Annotated in this window: 17 protein-coding genes; 10 read left to right on the top strand and 7 right to left on the bottom strand. The window is 69.7% G+C overall.

What is annotated here, in order from left to right; translation table 11 throughout:
• Positions 1 to 73: 73 nt before the first annotated feature.
• The 3 genes from ACFWBD_RS18715 (at position 74) to ACFWBD_RS18705 (ending at position 2,203) form a co-directional block, all read left to right on the top strand.
• On the top strand, positions 74 to 583 hold the full coding sequence (locus ACFWBD_RS18715; RefSeq protein WP_385667737.1) for a hypothetical protein: 510 nt from the start codon (positions 74 to 76) through the stop codon (positions 581 to 583).
• 287 nt (positions 584 to 870) lie between these two features.
• Complete coding sequence (locus ACFWBD_RS18710) at positions 871 to 1,353, top strand: tyrosinase family oxidase copper chaperone (RefSeq protein ID WP_385667735.1); 483 nt, start codon at positions 871 to 873, stop codon at positions 1,351 to 1,353.
• Positions 1,337 to 2,203, top strand: coding sequence for a tyrosinase family protein (locus ACFWBD_RS18705; RefSeq protein WP_385667734.1), 867 nt, complete (start codon positions 1,337 to 1,339; stop codon positions 2,201 to 2,203). Before ACFWBD_RS18710 ends, ACFWBD_RS18705 begins: the two co-directional genes overlap by 17 nt.
• A gap of 151 nt (positions 2,204 to 2,354) precedes the next feature.
• Here the strand turns inward: ACFWBD_RS18705 and ACFWBD_RS18700 are convergent, their stop codons facing one another.
• The 4 genes from ACFWBD_RS18700 to ACFWBD_RS18685 all read right to left on the bottom strand — a co-directional run bounded on the left by ACFWBD_RS18700 (position 2,355) and on the right by ACFWBD_RS18685 (position 6,074).
• Entirely contained in the window at positions 2,355 to 2,678 is a 324-nt protein-coding gene (locus ACFWBD_RS18700) for a chaplin (RefSeq protein WP_385667732.1), read from the bottom strand.
• 140 nt (positions 2,679 to 2,818) lie between these two features.
• Entirely contained in the window at positions 2,819 to 3,097 is a 279-nt protein-coding gene (locus ACFWBD_RS18695) for a phosphopantetheine-binding protein (RefSeq protein ID WP_351754275.1), read from the bottom strand.
• On the bottom strand, positions 3,094 to 4,224 hold the full coding sequence (locus tag ACFWBD_RS18690) for an HAD-IIIC family phosphatase (RefSeq protein WP_385667731.1): 1,131 nt from the start codon (positions 4,222 to 4,224) through the stop codon (positions 3,094 to 3,096). The genes ACFWBD_RS18695 and ACFWBD_RS18690 overlap by 4 nt, the downstream gene beginning before the upstream one ends.
• Positions 4,221 to 6,074, bottom strand: coding sequence for a GNAT family N-acetyltransferase (locus ACFWBD_RS18685; RefSeq protein ID WP_385667729.1), 1,854 nt, complete (start codon positions 6,072 to 6,074; stop codon positions 4,221 to 4,223). Before ACFWBD_RS18685 ends, ACFWBD_RS18690 begins: the two co-directional genes overlap by 4 nt.
• A 578-nt stretch (positions 6,075 to 6,652) precedes the next feature.
• Between ACFWBD_RS18685 and ACFWBD_RS18680 the strand changes: the two genes are divergently transcribed.
• Positions 6,653 to 7,033: an S-adenosylmethionine decarboxylase family protein gene (locus ACFWBD_RS18680; protein ID WP_079662176.1), complete on the top strand. Its 381-nt coding sequence runs from the start codon at positions 6,653 to 6,655 to the stop codon at positions 7,031 to 7,033.
• Positions 7,034 to 7,043: 10 nt separating this feature from the next.
• Here the strand turns inward: ACFWBD_RS18680 and ACFWBD_RS18675 are convergent, their stop codons facing one another.
• Positions 7,044 to 7,760, bottom strand: a complete 717-nt coding sequence (locus tag ACFWBD_RS18675; RefSeq protein WP_385667727.1) for an alpha/beta fold hydrolase — start codon at positions 7,758 to 7,760, stop codon at positions 7,044 to 7,046.
• Positions 7,761 to 7,836: 76 nt separating this feature from the next.
• Here ACFWBD_RS18675 and ACFWBD_RS18670 point away from each other — a divergent pair, with 76 nt between their 5' ends.
• Both ACFWBD_RS18670 and ACFWBD_RS18665 read left to right on the top strand, forming a co-directional pair.
• Positions 7,837 to 8,766, top strand: coding sequence for a 4'-phosphopantetheinyl transferase family protein (locus ACFWBD_RS18670; protein WP_385667725.1), 930 nt, complete (start codon positions 7,837 to 7,839; stop codon positions 8,764 to 8,766).
• A 522-nt stretch (positions 8,767 to 9,288) separates the two neighbouring features.
• A complete protein-coding gene (locus ACFWBD_RS18665) occupies positions 9,289 to 9,738 on the top strand; it encodes a hypothetical protein (protein WP_385667723.1) in 450 nt (149 codons plus the stop codon).
• Between the two features lie 49 nt (positions 9,739 to 9,787).
• Here ACFWBD_RS18665 and ACFWBD_RS18660 read toward each other — a convergent pair whose 3' ends face one another.
• A complete protein-coding gene (locus ACFWBD_RS18660) occupies positions 9,788 to 10,540 on the bottom strand; it encodes a GntR family transcriptional regulator (RefSeq protein ID WP_385667933.1) in 753 nt (250 codons plus the stop codon).
• Between ACFWBD_RS18660 and ACFWBD_RS18655 the strand changes: the two genes are divergently transcribed.
• The 4 genes from ACFWBD_RS18655 (at position 10,507) to ACFWBD_RS18640 (ending at position 14,119) form a co-directional block, all read left to right on the top strand.
• A complete protein-coding gene (locus ACFWBD_RS18655; protein WP_385667721.1) occupies positions 10,507 to 10,734 on the top strand; it encodes a hypothetical protein in 228 nt (75 codons plus the stop codon). The two genes, ACFWBD_RS18660 and ACFWBD_RS18655, sit on opposite strands and share 34 nt — an antisense overlap.
• An 8-nt stretch (positions 10,735 to 10,742) precedes the next feature.
• Complete coding sequence (locus ACFWBD_RS18650; protein ID WP_385667931.1) at positions 10,743 to 11,474, top strand: GntR family transcriptional regulator; 732 nt, start codon at positions 10,743 to 10,745, stop codon at positions 11,472 to 11,474.
• Complete coding sequence (locus ACFWBD_RS18645; protein ID WP_385667719.1) at positions 11,471 to 11,773, top strand: hypothetical protein; 303 nt, start codon at positions 11,471 to 11,473, stop codon at positions 11,771 to 11,773. The genes ACFWBD_RS18650 and ACFWBD_RS18645 overlap by 4 nt, the downstream gene beginning before the upstream one ends.
• Positions 11,774 to 12,295: 522 nt before the next feature.
• Positions 12,296 to 14,119, top strand: a complete 1,824-nt coding sequence (locus tag ACFWBD_RS18640; RefSeq protein ID WP_385667717.1) for a serine/threonine protein kinase — start codon at positions 12,296 to 12,298, stop codon at positions 14,117 to 14,119.
• 467 nt (positions 14,120 to 14,586) lie between these two features.
• On the opposite strand, the gene ACFWBD_RS18635 is transcribed toward ACFWBD_RS18640, so the two are convergent.
• Complete coding sequence (locus tag ACFWBD_RS18635; RefSeq protein WP_385667715.1) at positions 14,587 to 14,919, bottom strand: hypothetical protein; 333 nt, start codon at positions 14,917 to 14,919, stop codon at positions 14,587 to 14,589.
• Between the last annotated feature and the right edge of the window lie 493 nt (positions 14,920 to 15,412).

The following is a 15,412-nucleotide window of genomic DNA, read 5'->3' as shown; positions in this document are numbered from 1 at the left end:
AGCCGATTTCCGGCTCGTTACCCGGTACGGACGCAACGCCCCCCGAACCTTTCCGAAAGGGCCCGTACCTCAGATGAAGTCGACCACCCGAGGAACCCTCGCCGCAGTCATCACGTGTGTGGCGGCCGCCGCCGCCGTGACCCCCGCCGCCGCGATCGGCACGGTGCCCGTTCCCGTACCGCTCGACGGCGTCGAGAAGTCCCTCAACGTGGAACTGCCCACGATCGGCGGGGAGATCCCCCTGCCGACGCCGGGTGCGCCCGAGGGGCCGCGATTCGTCGAGGGCCGGCTCATCCCGGATCGGGTCGTTCCGCAGCTGCCGGTCGCCGCGGGGCTGCCCGGTGTGGGGCTGCGCGCGCCGCTGCCGGAGATCCTGGGGAACGACTTCAACCACCTCGGCCTCGACGCCCCCGCCTCCGACCTGCGCACGCTGAGCCCGGGCCTGAGCGTGGACGCCCCGCTGACCGCGCCCAACCCCGACCGCTTCGGACTGCCGGGCCTCCAGCTGCCCCAGGCGGGAGTGCTCACCCCGATGCTCCAGGCGGTACCCGGCGCGGCCCTCGGCGTGGGCGAGGGGCTCTAGCTCCCCCGGCGGACCGACCGCCACGAACCACGGGCCCGGACGCCGTCGTCCGGGCCCGTCGCCGTGTCCGGATCCGCTTCCCCCGGCGGACCGTTCGGGTTCTGGGCGGTGACCAGGAGGGCCACCGGGCGGTTACCCCCGTGGAAACCCGCTACAGCAACGCGTTACAGGAACCCGCTACAGAAACCGCGACAACAACCCGCTACAGAAACCCGCTACAGAAACCCGCTAGGGACAACCGGCCCGGATCAGCGAACCGGGCCGGCGCACCGGACGAGGAGCACACCATGGTCGTCAGCGTCGACGGAGTACCCGTGACCGCAGTACCGGTGGGCCCGGGCAGACCCGGCGCGGCGCACCGCGCACGGCGACGGGACCTGCTGCGCGGGCTGCTCGGCGCCGCCGCGGCCCTCGCGATCGTCCCCGTCGTCACCGGCTCCCGGCCCTCGCGGCCGGCGGACGGCGGCCCCACGGACTCCTTCGACGAGACCTACCGGGGCCGGCACATCCACGGCGTCCTCGCCTCGACGGGACACGCGGTCGCGACGGACGTCCGGTGGGACATCACGGTCGACGGCCGACCCCTGCACCTCATGCGCCGCGCCGACGGCACCTGGCTGAGCATGGTCGACCACTACAGCTCGTACGCCACCCCCCTGGAGGCGGTCCGTGCCGCCGTGGACGGACTCGGTCCGGGGGAGCGGCTGCGCGAGGCGCATCCAGCACACCATCACCCGCACATGGGGGGACACCATGGCCTACACGCGTAAGGACGTCAGCACACTCACCGGCGCCGAACGGCGGCGCTTCGTGAGAGCGCTGCTGGAGATCAAACGGAGGGGCGAGTACGACGAGTTCGTCCGCATGCACATCGACTACTACGTGTCCGACGGCGACGGCGGACTGCGGACGGCGCACATGGCGCCCTCCTTCCTGCCCTGGCACCGCAGGTTCCTGCTGGACCTCGAGCAGGCGCTGCGCCGGGTCGACTCCTCGGTGACGGTGCCCTACTGGGACTGGACGCGCGACCGCACCGCGACCGCCGTGCCCTGGACCGAGGACCTCCTCGGCGGCAACGGACGGCGCTCCGACCACCAGGTGACGACCGGGCCGTTCGCCTACGCCACCGGCGACTGGACCATCAAGGAGAACGTGACCGACGGGGAGTTCCTCACCCGGGACCTCGGCCGCGCCGCCGCCCCGATCGGCCTGCCCACCGGGAGCGAGCTGGACCTGGCGCTTCAGGACCCCGTCTACGACACCGAGCCCTGGGACTCGACGGTCACCCGGGGCTTCCGCAACAAACTGGAGGGGTGGGGCACCGGCTCGGGCAGCGCCGCCTGGCGCAACCACAACCGGGTGCACCGGTGGGTCGGCGGGGTCATGCTCGGCGGCGCCTCGGTCAACGACCCCGTCTTCTGGCTGCACCACGCCTTCGTCGACCTGTTGTGGACCCGCTGGCAGAGCAGGCACCGCGAACACCGCTACCTGCCCGCCGAACCGCCGGGGCCGACCAGCCGCCAGTACCGCCGGGTCGTCGCCCGGCAGGAGAAGTTGCCCCCGTGGGACGTGACCCCGGACCAGTTGGAGGACGCGTCCCGGATCTACCGGTACGCGTGAACGGGTCGCGGTGAACCCGACGCGGTGAGCCCGACGCGGTGAACCGCTCGCGGACAAGGGGAGAGCCCCGGCGCTCGAGGTGCCGGGGCTCTCCTGGTGGTACGTACGCGGGGTACGACCGGGGTGTACGTACGGGACGTACGGACGAAACTCAGCCGCCGTAGCCGCCGCCGTGCTTGTCCTCGTGCTTGTCGTGGTGCTTGTCGTGGTGCTTGTCGCCACCCTTGTCGTGGTCGCTGACGTTGGCGCAGGTGTTGCCGAAAGCCGGGTTCAGCAGGCCGATGATGCTGATGCTGTTGCCGCAGACGTTGACCGGGATGTTGACCGGAACCTGGACGACGTTGCCCGACAGGACACCCGGCGAACCCACGGCCGCGCCCTGCGCACCCGCGTCCGCCATGGCCAGGCCGGCTCCGCTGACCACCACGGCGCTGGTGCCGAGGGCAACAGCGGCCACCTTCGCGATGCGAGACATCACGTTCTCCTTAGGGAATCGGTTCGTACGGTGGCAGGGGGCGCCGCCGCACTCCCCGTTCAACGCCGACACCGTGAGCGGGTCACGGTGCGTTCGGACGGATCACCCTTTTTGAACAGGACGGCCGTACAACCGAGTGGCTAGTGCGACTGGAGGTGTGTCGCGACGAAGTCGCTCAGGGTGGCGATGGACTGGAGGCTGTCCAGGCTCAGGTCCAGCGCGGCCACGTCGACGCCGTACCGCTTGTCGATCGTGCCCAGCAGGGTCACGCCGGCCAGCGAGGTGAGGCCGATCTCCGGGCCGAACAGGTCGGTGTCGGCGGGGAGTTCCGCGACCACCGCCTCGTCCAGACGGGCCGCCTCGGCGATCAGTGAACGGAGCTCGCGTTCCACGGCGGCCCGCTCTTGGATGTCCGTCACGCTTCGGCGTCCTCTCGGTCGGATACGTGCAGCCAGGCGGGTGACCCGGGCAGATCGCCCTGAAGTGTCCTGCCCAGCACCGCCGAATCCGCGGCGGTGGCAGCACCGGTGACGGTGGCGGTGTCATCCGTACGGCGGAGGCCCGCCTGGCGGAGCAGGATGCGCATCTCCAGGTTGGCGTCCGTCGGGCGCAGGGTCACCCGGAACTCCTCGGCGCCGGCCTTCCGGGCCCGCTCCATCAGCCGGAAGAGGAAGGCCGCCGCCGCGCCCCGGCCGGCCACCCGGCAGGAGAGCGCGAGCAGCGGGACGGACCAGGTGACGGGCGCGGAGCGGTCGGTGTGGTCGGTGCGGTGCGTGCGGTGTGTGCGGTCGACCAGGGCGGCGCCGATGATGCCGTACGCGCCGAAACGGTCCGTCATACGGGCGGTGTACAGCTCGTGTCCGTCCGAGGAGGCCAGCTCGCGCAGGCGGTCGGGGGTGAGCCCGGAGGAGTTCAGCCGGTGGGTGCGGGCGGCGAGCTCCAGCGCGCGCGGGACCTCGTCGGCCGTGGCCGCGCCGACGGTGAGGCGCATGTCGCACCAGCGCAGGAACTCCTCGCGCGAGCCCTCGAAGCGTTCGCCCTCGGCCCTGCGGGTCTCCTCCGTGCGGTACCGGTGTACGCGTTCGCGGGACTCGGCGGTGACCCCCCGGCCCTCGAACGCGGCCAGCAGCGCGGGCACGTCCTCGGGCGCGAGGGTGCGTACGCCCGGTAGGAGGGCCTCGACCTCGGCGCGCTCGTACGGGGAGTCGTCGACCAGGACGAGGGCGTCCACGGCGATGCCGAGGTCCTGCGCGATCCTGCGCAGCGACTCGCTCTTGTCCTGCCAGGACACCTGCGGGGCCAGGAAGCGCGCCCGCACCTGCGGCACGGCGTCCAGCCGGTCGAGCACCGAGGGGGCGCTGCGGCTCGCGATGCTGCTGAGCACACCGCGGGCCGCCAGGGCGTCGATCGCGGCGAGCGCCGAGGGGCGGGGCGTGGGCAGGTCGTCGGTGGCCGACTCGACGGCGATCTCGTCCCACAGGGTGCCGTCGAGGTCCCATACGACGCACTTGACGCCGACGGGATCGAAGCCGTCCGTGACGCTCATCGGACTCCGTCCCCCTCCGGGAGGAACAGCTTCATCGACAGGCTGGTGGGGTCGAAGCCGAACTTGCGGTACACCGTGCGCATCGGGACGTTGCCCACGTGCACCCGGCCGACGACCTCGGTGATGCCGTTGGCCAGGCAGAACTCCAGACCGGCGGTGAGGAGGAGTTCGGCGACGTCGCTGCGGTTGTCCACCGGGGACACCGCCAGGGAGCGGAAGTTGGCGTAGCGGTCGCCGGTCATCGCGTTCTGGTTGATGCTCACCCAGCACCAGCCGACGGGCTCCTCGCCCGGACCGTCGGCGACGATCATGCCCTCCTTCGACTTCTCCATGGCGCGGCCGAGGCGGGTCGCCCAACGCGCGGGGTCGTCGATGGCGTCCTCGCCGAAGGAGACACGGGCGATCTCGGCCTCGAACCGTCCGATGGCCGGCAGATCGCGCTCGGCGGCCTGGCGGGTGGCGTACGGCCGCGCCCGACCGGCGAGGGCGGCACGGTCCTCGCCGGTCGGCGGGCGCCAGCCGATGGTGCGTCCGGCGGGAGCGGCCGGGGTCGGCGCCGGGGCGGGGGCGGGGGCCGCGGGGTTCGGGACCGTGGCCGGGGTCTCGGCGGCAGCCGGAGCCTGCTGAGCCGGGACTGCCTGCTGGGGCGGGGTCGCCCGCTGGGCCGGGGCGGCGGGGGGTTGTCCGGCCGGGGTTGCCGGGTCCTCCGCCGGAACCAGGCGGCCGGGGCGGAAGGGGCCCTTGCCGCAGTTCGGGCAGCCTTCGTCGCGCAGGGCGGCCACCGAGGTCCAGCGGGCGCCGGGTCCGACGCGGAGCCGGGCGTCGCAGGCCACGCAGGTGTACTCGCGCTGCCGGGTCCGCTTGTCGCCGGTGTAGAGGGGGCCGCTGAACTCGCCCTCGTGGGTGGGGGCCGTCGAGGTGGTCGTGAGCAGGTGCTGGAAGAAGCCGACACCGCCGAGGATGCCGCTGCCCTCGTACTCGTTGAAGTTGCGGATGAAACCGTTGGTGACCAGGCCGAGCCCCATGATCTCCCGCTGCACCTCCAGCATCTCGTCCGGGCTCTTGCCGCCGAAGGAGAAGAAGACGCTGTGCGCGGGGCCGGGCCGCAGCCCCTCCACGGCACGGGAGAGGAAGAGGCGGGCGCCCTCGGCGGTGTAGGGCGGGTCGGTCATGGCCACGTCGTGCTGCCCGTGGAGTTCGGCGGGCAGCGGCAGACGCAGGTCGTGCTGGACGGTCTCGACGCGGGTGCCGAGGCCGGCCGACACCTTCTGGATGTAGTCGAGGATCTCGGGGGAGATGTCCACGACGGTCACCCGCTCGACGATCGGAGCGCCGAGCACGTCGCCCACCACGGCGACGGCGAGGGACACCAGGTCGTCGTCGCCGATCAGGAGCAGGGAGCCGCCCGGCAGTGCGCCCGCCGTGAGCAGCGCGAGCACCCGGCGCACCTTGGTCTCGGCCGTGCAGTGCGACTGGTCGATCGCCATGTCGGCGGCGGGACCCGACTCCATGAGGGCGCGCAGCCGCCGTACGGCCTGGTCCAGGACGTCGGGGATCACCAGCTCGCGCCCGTCACACGTGGTGCAGGTGGCGTCGAGGGACAGGTCCATGCCGAGCTGGGCGACGAGGTCCAGACCGGCCTCGGTCAGCCGCGACGGACGCTGCGTGGTGACGAATCCCCGGCGGCGCAGCTCGTTCCCCAGCGCGGCCACGATCGGGACGGGCAGGCCGGTCGCGCGGCTGAGGTCCTTGGTGGAGGCGGGCGCCAGCCGGCGCAGCGCGCGCAGGACGGAACGCACCCCGGGCGGTCCCTCCTGGAGTCGGACGGCTTCCGCGACCTCCGTGAGCACGGAATCCGCGGTGGCACGCCGGCGGTGTCGAGGCGCGTCTTTCACAAGGCAACTCCGGGCAAGCTGATTGGTGGATTCCGGGCCTATCGAGTATACGGGCAGGTACGCAGACCTCCGGACCCGCTCGGACGGCGGGGAAACGGCCGGGAATCGACACGGAATTCGAGCGGCCGAAGGGGAACCCCGTGACGTCCTGTAGGGGATTCCGATTCCTGTTCCGCCGGCTGCTCTGTCTGCTGTTCCGTACGCTGTTTCATCCGCTCTTTAATGTGCTGTTTCAGCCGCTGTTTCATCCGCTGTTTTGTATGATGTCCCGTTCCGTGTTCTGTGTGATGTCTGCGAGGAGGTTCGGAAAAGGAATCCCGGAAGGGGTGCGGTGGGTTTTCGAGTGAATCCCCCGGACTCCCTGCTCCCCCCTTGACGCGAAGCGCGCGCGAGCCCCAGAGCGCCCCGGATGCTACGCTGGGCACCATCGAGCGCCGCTTACCGGCCTCGCAACCTTCCCCTTTGGCCGCGCGGACCAGCGCAGATCTATGTGAAAGGAGACGGGGGCAGCGGTTCGTCACCCCCGGTTCCCCATGACCAACTCCGCCAACCTCGCCACCGAGGGCATAAACGTCGACGATCTGTGCTCTTATGCCGTCGATGTATGGGTGAGCGACCACAGCATCCTGACCGACGAGGAGCGCCTCCTCCAGGTGCTGCGCACGGCCGCCGAAAAGGGAAACGCCACGGTACTCGGTGAGGCGTCACACGTTTTCCCGAACGGTGCCGTCACCGCGATTCTCCTGCTTTCCGCGTCGCACCTGAGCATTCACACCTGGCCCGAATTCAGCCTGGCCAATGTCGACCTGCTCGCCTATGGCCGACTGAACGGCGAGCGGATGATGCAGAGCGTCGAGCTGGGCCTTTCGCCCACGCGGATCAACGTGACGCGCATGCTGCGCGCGGTGCACTGACCCGCACCGTTCACAACCACCCCGACAGCGACTCGACGAAAGCGTCGAACCGGTCCCGGTGGATCGCGTGCGGTGCGTCGGGCACCGTGCGCACCTCGAAACCGCGCCGCACCAGTTCCGCCCGCATCTCCGCGCTGACGAGCATGCTCGGGTCCGAGGTCTGGACGAGCGAGGGCACCTGAGCCTTCTCCGGCGTGTGGTCGATGTGCCGGTGGGAGGAGAGCGCGAGAGCCGTTTTCTCGTCCCAGCGGTCGAGGGCCTGCCGCTCGGCCGCGGCCCGCTTCTCGAATCGGGCGTCCGGTTCTCCGTTGTGCGGGGGTCGGGAGAGCGCGGCGAGGGCGCGGGAAGAGCGCTTGAAGAGGGTGAAGAGGGCCGGGTCCAGGGATCCGTGGGCCCCGGCGAGTTGCCAGGCCGGTTCCGAGTAGACGGCGCGGGCCGGTTGCAACTCCGCCACCGCGAGCGCCAGGGCCAGCGCGCCCAGTGAATGGCCCAGCGCCACCTCCGGGGCGTGCGGCAGCGTCTCGAGGAGATCCTCGGCGAAGAGCCGGGGCTCGTACTTGCCACGAGCGCTGTCGCCGTGCCCGCGCAGGTCCACGGCGAGGACGCGGTAGCCCCGTCCGGTCAGGACCGGGACCAGCTCGTGCCACGTGCGGTGGTCGGACATGATGCCGTGGACGAGGACGGCGACGCGCTCGCCCGTCCCCCACTCCTGTGTGTGCAGTCGCATGCGGCTGCCCCTCGTGTGGTGTGGTGTGAGCAGGAGTCTAGGGCGCGGGCTGATCATCGAACCAGGACGAGGCACTGTGACAGGACACCCGGTGCAGGTGTGGTGGGCCCGTCTGGAGGACGCCCGGGCGGGTCTACGAGCACTTCTCGATCCCGTGGAACACGCCCGGTACGAGGCGACCGTCGACCCCGCGGGCAGGGGACGGTTCCTGGTCGGCTGCGCCCTCAGCCGCCTGATCCTCGGCGAACTGCTCGGCCTGCCCCCGGCGGACGTCCCCCTGCGCCGCGTGTGTCCGCGCTGCGGCGGGCCGCACGGCAAGGTCCACCTGGCACTACCGCCGGACGGCCCTTCGTGCACCCGTCCGGCCTACGGCTTCTCCATCACCCACAGCGGCGCGCTCGTCGGCGTCGCCGTCCGCCGGGGCGGGGAGGTGGGCCTCGACGTCGAGGAGTCCCACGGCGACATGGACGTCGACTCCGCTGCCCGTGTCGCCCTGTCCGCCCCGGAACTCGCCGCGCTGTACGCCCGCCCGGCAGCCGAACGGCAGCCCGCCTTCCTGCGCACCTGGACGCGCAAGGAAGCCGTGCTCAAAGCGCTGGGCGTGGGGCTGGGCGTGCCGCCGCGCGAACTGGAGGTGTCCGCGCCCGACAAGCCGCCGACCATCCTGACCTGGCCCGGCCGACTAGCCACCCGCCCCCACATGAGCATGACGGACCTGCTCGTCAACGGGGTGCACCCCGCGGCGCTGGCGGTGACGGGAGTCAGGGTGGCGGAGGCCGGTGGGATCGGGGCGGGGCAGGGGGTGACCGGCGGGGTCAGGGCGGGGGAGGACGTCGAGGCCGGGGCGGGAGAGGACGGCGAGGCCGGGGCGGGAGAGGGCGGAGGCGGCGAGGTAGGGGTCGAGGAGGAGGGAAGCGCCGAGGCCGGGGCGGGAGAGGGGAAGGCCGGCGGGGTGCGGGTCACCCTGCACGACGGCTCGGAGCTGCTGGCCGGGTACGCCCGGTGACCGCTCGCCCGCGGCTTCCCTCGGCTTCCTGCGGCTTCGTTCGGTGCCTTCGGCGTCCTTCGGCGTCCTTCGGCATGGCCGGGAATCGGCCAGACTTCTCGCGCGCAACGCCAGCGCGGAACGCCAGCGCGGAACGCCAGCAAAAATGCCCTCCCAAAGGGAGGGCGGAGACTTGCGCCCCCGGCAGGAATCGAACCTGCGGCCAAGCGCTCAGAAGGCGCTTGAGCGGACCACCGGGTGAGCGGGTCTGACCTGGTTCTTTCCGGGCATCGACTCGTGACGTTCGGCGACTTCGACACGCATTCGACCGACGAGGATACGAATGCGCTTCGGCTACGTCCACGCATCCCGGGCGCACTTGGATGTCAGCGGAACAGCTGCGGCACTGGGCAGGCCTCCAATGGTTCCTCCGGCCGGTCGGCCCAATTCCACCAGACATGCCGACCGGCACATCTCCACATCGACCGGCAGACCCGTCGGCCGTCGTCCTCCCGCCTGGACAGTAGGAGGCCACCGAACTCCATGGGCTGGCTGCAATCGGGGCAGGCCGGGGCGTCGTTGGTCATGCGGCGCACACTAGTGCTGGTGACCGCATGGGTTCACCGGGTGGAGGTGGAGTCGCGCCTCGACGCAACCGTGCCTGGCAGGATCTCCCGCATGTTCGAAGAGAAGCTGGACGCGCTGGCACAGATGATGGCCGAGCATATGGCCGCGCCGTTCCCTCCGGGCTTCCGAGGCCTGGACATCGAAGGCCGGGACATGGTGCTGCTCGATGCGGACTCCTACGCCTACGCGGCCAACGTCCTCGAAGGCCCGCTCGATGAGCAGCGTCGCGCTGGCTTGAGCAGGCTCACAGCGGCGTTCGAAAAGGTTCTTCCCGCGATCGGCGACGAGTACGGGGCCAAGTACTACACACACGTGCGCGACATGGCCGTGCTGGCGGCCGAAATCGAGACCTTGCGCGACAAGTAGACCTCCGACCGCCACGACCACCAGCCGGCGAACCTACGCGCTCACAGCGCTACCGGTTGATCGGGACCTCATAGACGATCTCGCAGTGAGCGGCTGGCACCACGATGTCCGCCGTCTCCACGGGCCGCCCTTCGTCGCTGTAGTACGTCCGCCGGATGTGCGTAACGAGCGCGGCCTTCTGGATCCCGAGAAGCGATGCCTCCTCGGCGGTCGCCTGCCTCGGCTCCGGCTGCTCCACGGCGTGGCCGACGGTGATGCCGATCGCGGCCATGCGGTTCACGACACCCGCCCCGGCGTGCGGCCCTCCCTCGGGCAGGACCACGAGAGTGCCGGCCGTGAGGTCGTACGGCTCCCAACTCGTCGACAGCTGCACAGGCTTGCCGTCCGCCAGGAACTCGTACGTCGTACGGACGCACAGCTCGCCCTCGGCGATGCCCAGCCGCGCCGCGATCTCCGCCGGTGCCGGCACCTTGGCGTCGGTCCGGCTCTCCCAGTCCCCTTGCCTGCCGACAGCCTTCATGTCCGCTCGGAAGGGTGACCCGTTGGGCTGTTCGCGCGCCGAGGACCGGACCACCCGCACGCGCTGCCGCGGCTCGGCGACGTACGTGCCTGACCCGGCGCGACCCTCCAGGACGCGCTGGGAGATCAGCAACTCCTGTGCCCGGCGAACCACGTTCTCGCCCACGCCGCACTCCTGGCCGATCTGGGCGCGGGATGGCAGGCGGTCTCCCGGCTCCCACACGTGCTCCGCGAGGCGGAGGTGCAGAAGTGAGGCAACGGGCGTTCGGCGGCGTACAGGTATCCCAGCCAGTCGAGATCACCTCGACCACTGTGCAGCGCGGCGACATCATCCAAGTCGGCGGCCGGGCGTGCCGGGTGAGCAACCTCTTCCAGTTGCCCCAAGGCTCCAGGCAACTGCTCTTCGAGTCGGGCGAGCTGCTGACCATGCACACGCGAACCCGACTCGTCGCCGTGCGGATGCAGAGAAGGCGGTGATCCAGCCCATGCGTTCTCGCCATCACGACATCGCCGATGACCTCAAGGCTCAGATCGCGAGCGGTCGCATCAAGCCCGGCGAACGCCTGCCGTCCGAAGTCGGACTGGCCGGCCAATACAAAGTCAGCACGGCGACCCTGCGGAGCGCTCTCGCGGTGCTTCAAGGGGAAGGCCTCGTCGAGAAGATCCACGGTAAGGGGAACTTCGTCCGCCATCGCCTCCGCAAGATCATGTACGTCGGTGGTTGGGGAACGCTGGACCCATGGACAGCCGCTGAGGCAGCCCTGCGCATCACGGACCGCGCCACCACGATCGAGGCGCATGGGCACTTGGCAACCCTGTTGCGAGTTCCGAACGGCAGCCCACTGACGGAGCTTCTCAGCATCAGCTACCAGGGAGAGTCCCCGCACAGCCTGGCCCGCATCTACGTCCCGCGCGACCTGGAGCCCACGGAAGCTCTCAGTGACGGCCCCTCATACATGCGGACAGAAGAAAGTTTTGCTGTGCTGAGCCCGCTGTCGGCGGAGGTCCGGGAGACGGTCTCCGCCCGCCCCCCGACACCAGATGAGGCGTCCACCCTCCGGATCAACCCCACCACAGCGGTGCTCGCCATCAACCGAGTTGCCGCCGACACGGCCGGCCGCGTAGTCGAGGCCGCGCTTCTGGTGTTGCCGGGGGACCGCGTCGACGCGGTTTTCACCACACACCACGTGACCAATGAGAGGCAGACGCAAGGATGACGGCGCAGAACGAGCTGCGGCTCCTCCCGTGGTCGGGGCCGGAGGACAAGCCCTGCTACTTGAGCACCGACGACAGGAATGGCTACATGTCCCGCCTGGCCGACAACATCGAATCGGAGCAACTCGAGACAGCAACCGAATTGCTGAAGCAGGCCGCGGAAACCCTCGGTGACGAGCACGCCGGCCCGGAGGACATGCAGCTCCTGGCGAAGGAACTGACCGGAGCCCTACGAGACGTACTCCGCGTAGCCACCAGCCGCGGTCACCTCCTGGCGGTGAGCGAACCTCAGCGCATCTGAGGAGGACGGTCGGCAAGGCGGGTACCGGGGCTGCTTCCCGTTCAACCCGCGCTGGGAGAGGGACTTGGACAAGATCCGGGTCACTCTCCCCGTTGTGTGTTTCGTCGGTCTGGCCTGACGAGAAGGCACACTCGGAACGCGTGACCGTCTTGCACGCCAGCCGAGGGCGAACGTCTTCGCAGCGCCCTCGTTCGCCAGGGCTGCTGTCACCGTGAATCCCCGCTGTTCCCCGCTCGATCTGATGCCCTTGTCGTGCGGCCACGACACGCTCGCCACGGCCGCAACCCTCTGGTCTCAGCAGCGGTCCTACATGCTTGGTGCGCGGCGTGTCACCGCGCCACGGGTCAGGTGCCGCACCTCGGGACTGTCCACGTCGGGCGCCGAAGCCCTTGTGGATGGCTTAGTCGAAGACTGCGAGCAGCGCCGGGAGTTACGGATGTTCCCTCGTTCGATGCCCCCGGTCTGGCTCCTGCTCCGCGTTAAGCTTCTTGCGCTGCCGAGGACGGGCGTTTCGGGGGATTGATGTACGGTGCAGACGGATCTACTCAAGGGGTCTTTCAGGCGCTGGGGGCTGACGATCCGCTGAGTGTCGGCGGCTATCGGATGGCAGCCCGGCTCGGTGCGGGTGGCATGGGCAAGGTGTATCTCTCGCACACCCCAGGCGGACGACCCGTGGCGCTCAAGGTGATCCGGCCCGAGCTCGCCGAGGACCCGGAATTCCGGCGGCGGTTCGCGCAGGAAGTGCAAGCGGCCGAGCGGGTGCAGGGCTTGTACACGGCACCGGTGATCGACAGGGACACAGAGGGTCCGCAGCCCTGGCTGGCGACCGCCTACGTGTCCGGGCCCACGCTGGCTTCCGCCGTTGCCGAGCACGGGCCACTGCCCGCCCCCACCGTGTTACTACTCACGGCCGGGGTCGCCGAGGCACTGCAAGTGGTGCACGGTGCCGGCATCGTGCACCGTGACCTGAAGCCGTCCAACGTGCTGCTCGCCGCCGACGGCCCTCGCGTCATCGACTTTGGTATCGCCCGCGCCGCCGACACCACCGCGCTGACCGGCAGCGGCGTTCTCATCGGTACTCCTGCCTTCATGTCTCCGGAGCAGGCGTCGGGACGTACTGTGGGGCCGCAGTCCGACGTGTTCGCCCTTGGGCAAGTGACCGCCTTTGCCGCGCTGGGCAGGTCCGCGCACGGGGACGGGCCGTCCCACGCGGTCCTCTATCGGATCGTCCACGAGGATCCGGACCTCGCCGGACTGCCCACCGAACTGGACGAAATTGTCCGCCGCTGTCTGGCGAAGGATCCGGGCGCACGTCCGTCGCTCAGCGAGGTACTCGCCCTCTGCAATGCAGCGTCCGACGCCACTCAGCTGCGCCGTCCTGAGGACTGGCTGCCCGGCACCCTGACCACGGCCATAGCCCAGCGGTACGCCGCACTGTCGCCGCGATCGACGGCACCTGTGTGGCCTGCGGGGTTTGGTTCTGCCGTACCGCAGGCGTCCGCGGCGACCGAGCCTGGCGGGATGCAACACCCTCCGACGGCGGTGTCAGCCGGAGAACCGGCCCAGCAAGTGTCGATACCTCAGTCCCCTCCGACTGCGTCGGCCCTTCCTCGGCAAGCACCGGCACAGGCGAGCCCGGCGTATGCGCCGACGCCAGCGGCAGGGGCGTATGGGCCGACGCAGACGGTACGGTCCGCTTGGTCTGCTCAGCCCATCGCACCGGGCGCACCCGGCACCCCTCCCGTCCGACGTCGGAAGATCGGCATCGTCATCGGCTGTGCTGCGGGAGCCATCGTGCTCCTCGTCGCCGCTCTCGTGGGTCATCTCGGGCGGGACGGCGGAGCCGAAACAGGCGGGGACGCGAAGCAGACGGGCCCCGTTGCCACCGTGTCCGGCGGGGCGACCGCCTCAGCGCCTTCCTCGGAGGGGTCGTCCACGGGCAGCGCCCTCAAGCCGGAGATCCACAAGAACGTCCACCTGCCCGACGGCTATTACCTGAAATTTAGCGATCAGCCACTGGTGCCACACGATTCCAATTTCGACGACCTGTACTTGTCGTGTGGCAGCACCGCCGACTGCGACTTCGGCCACTACAACACCAAGCTCGTGCTGCTCGACCAGGGCGAACAGGGCTCTCTGGACACCTGCAAGCAAGACACCCGCTATCTGCCCCAGTCCGTCTCCCTAAGCCGGCTCTCCCAGGGCAGGCAGCTCTGCGCAACCACGCAGGATGGCCTCATCGCCCTCGTGACGTTCGAGAGCCAGTCGCCCAGCACGAGTGCCAGCCAGTACGTCACTCTGGACATCACTATCTGGCGGGATGCCGTGCCGACGCAGAACGGTTGACACACGGCTCCGGAGGCCTGTTGGTAACCGGGCAACGTGGCAGGTCGCGGCCCTGCGTGCGCCAGATCGAGCGGGACGAGTCCACGGATAGGCCACGGCCGGAACAGAGACCGGATGGCGCCACTGTTATGGGTGGTGCAATGAGGTTTGCAGGGTCGGCCGCAGTACCCCAGGTCTCCGTCACACCAGAGTCGTCAACTACGGAGAAGGTTGTCTCCCGCGTGAGAACCGGCGCCCCGTCCCGGGTGATGGCTGCCCTGAGGCGCCTGGCCATCGGCGCACTCCGGCTCGCCGGCCGCACCGACATCGCTGGAGGACTTCGCTACCGCGCCCGCAACCCCGATTACTTGCTCACCACTCCAGACATCACGTGATCAAACCGGGTGGAATCGTGAGAACGACGCAGGCCTGCCCGTCGTCCGGCCAGCGGGCGCGATCAGGCGCGCCTGCTGACCGTTCCAGCGGATTCAGCAGGTGGATCTGCTGGAGATCTTTATTCCGGTGACGCTGTAGGCGTTGGCGAACACGGTTGAGTTGTTCGGCGGAAGACAGATCGAGGTGCCGTCCTGGAGCCGCAGGTACACCACGTCGTCGTTCCGGGTGTTCACGACCCCGTAGTGCGGCCGGGGCGTGACGGCCTGATAACTACTGGTGACGTCCTTGTACTTTGAGATCGGCGTGCCCGCGAGCAGGGCGTTGTTGTCCACGTAGAAGCAGACGTAGGGGTACGGACAGCCGTGGGTGGGGGCCTCCGCATGGGCTGCGGATGCGCCGGTCACGGAGATTGCTGCGACGGCCACGCTCACCCCCGCGAAGCTTGCAACCTTCCGGATGGCGGACTTCATCAAACCTCCAAAAACTCGATCAATTGTTCGAGTCTGCCCGCGAGTGGCGGCGGGCATGACAAGGCAGCAGCGTAGCCGGGGAAGACGTAGGCTGCTGTCGCGAACTCCCCATGCCCTCACGACGCTTGCGGATAATCACGCCTGGGCCCGGCCGGCGCGGCTCCGCTACTCGCTGCGGATGCTCCTGCCGGCTACACGGAAGATCTTCTGGTCGATGTGCACGTCCACGAAGAACTTCATCGCCCGCGGGCTGGACCACGCGCGCCACAAGGGGCAGCCAGACCGGTCACATCCTGCGGATGTAGTGCGCGCCTCGGCCGCTGCCCCCAGACGACAAAGAACCCCCCGGCTGTGGCGAATTCAAGGGGTCGTGGCAACACCGCTGATCATGCGGCTGTCGTGAGGAGCTTAGCGAGGCGCTCGGCTGGGGTTTCCCAGTCGAGCGTTT

Origin of the sequence: Streptomyces sp. NPDC060002 (genome assembly GCF_042737245.1) — a bacterium.
Taxonomy (GTDB): Bacteria; Actinomycetota; Actinomycetes; order Streptomycetales; family Streptomycetaceae; genus Streptomyces.
This window is presented reverse-complemented; position numbering and strand designations above follow the sequence as displayed.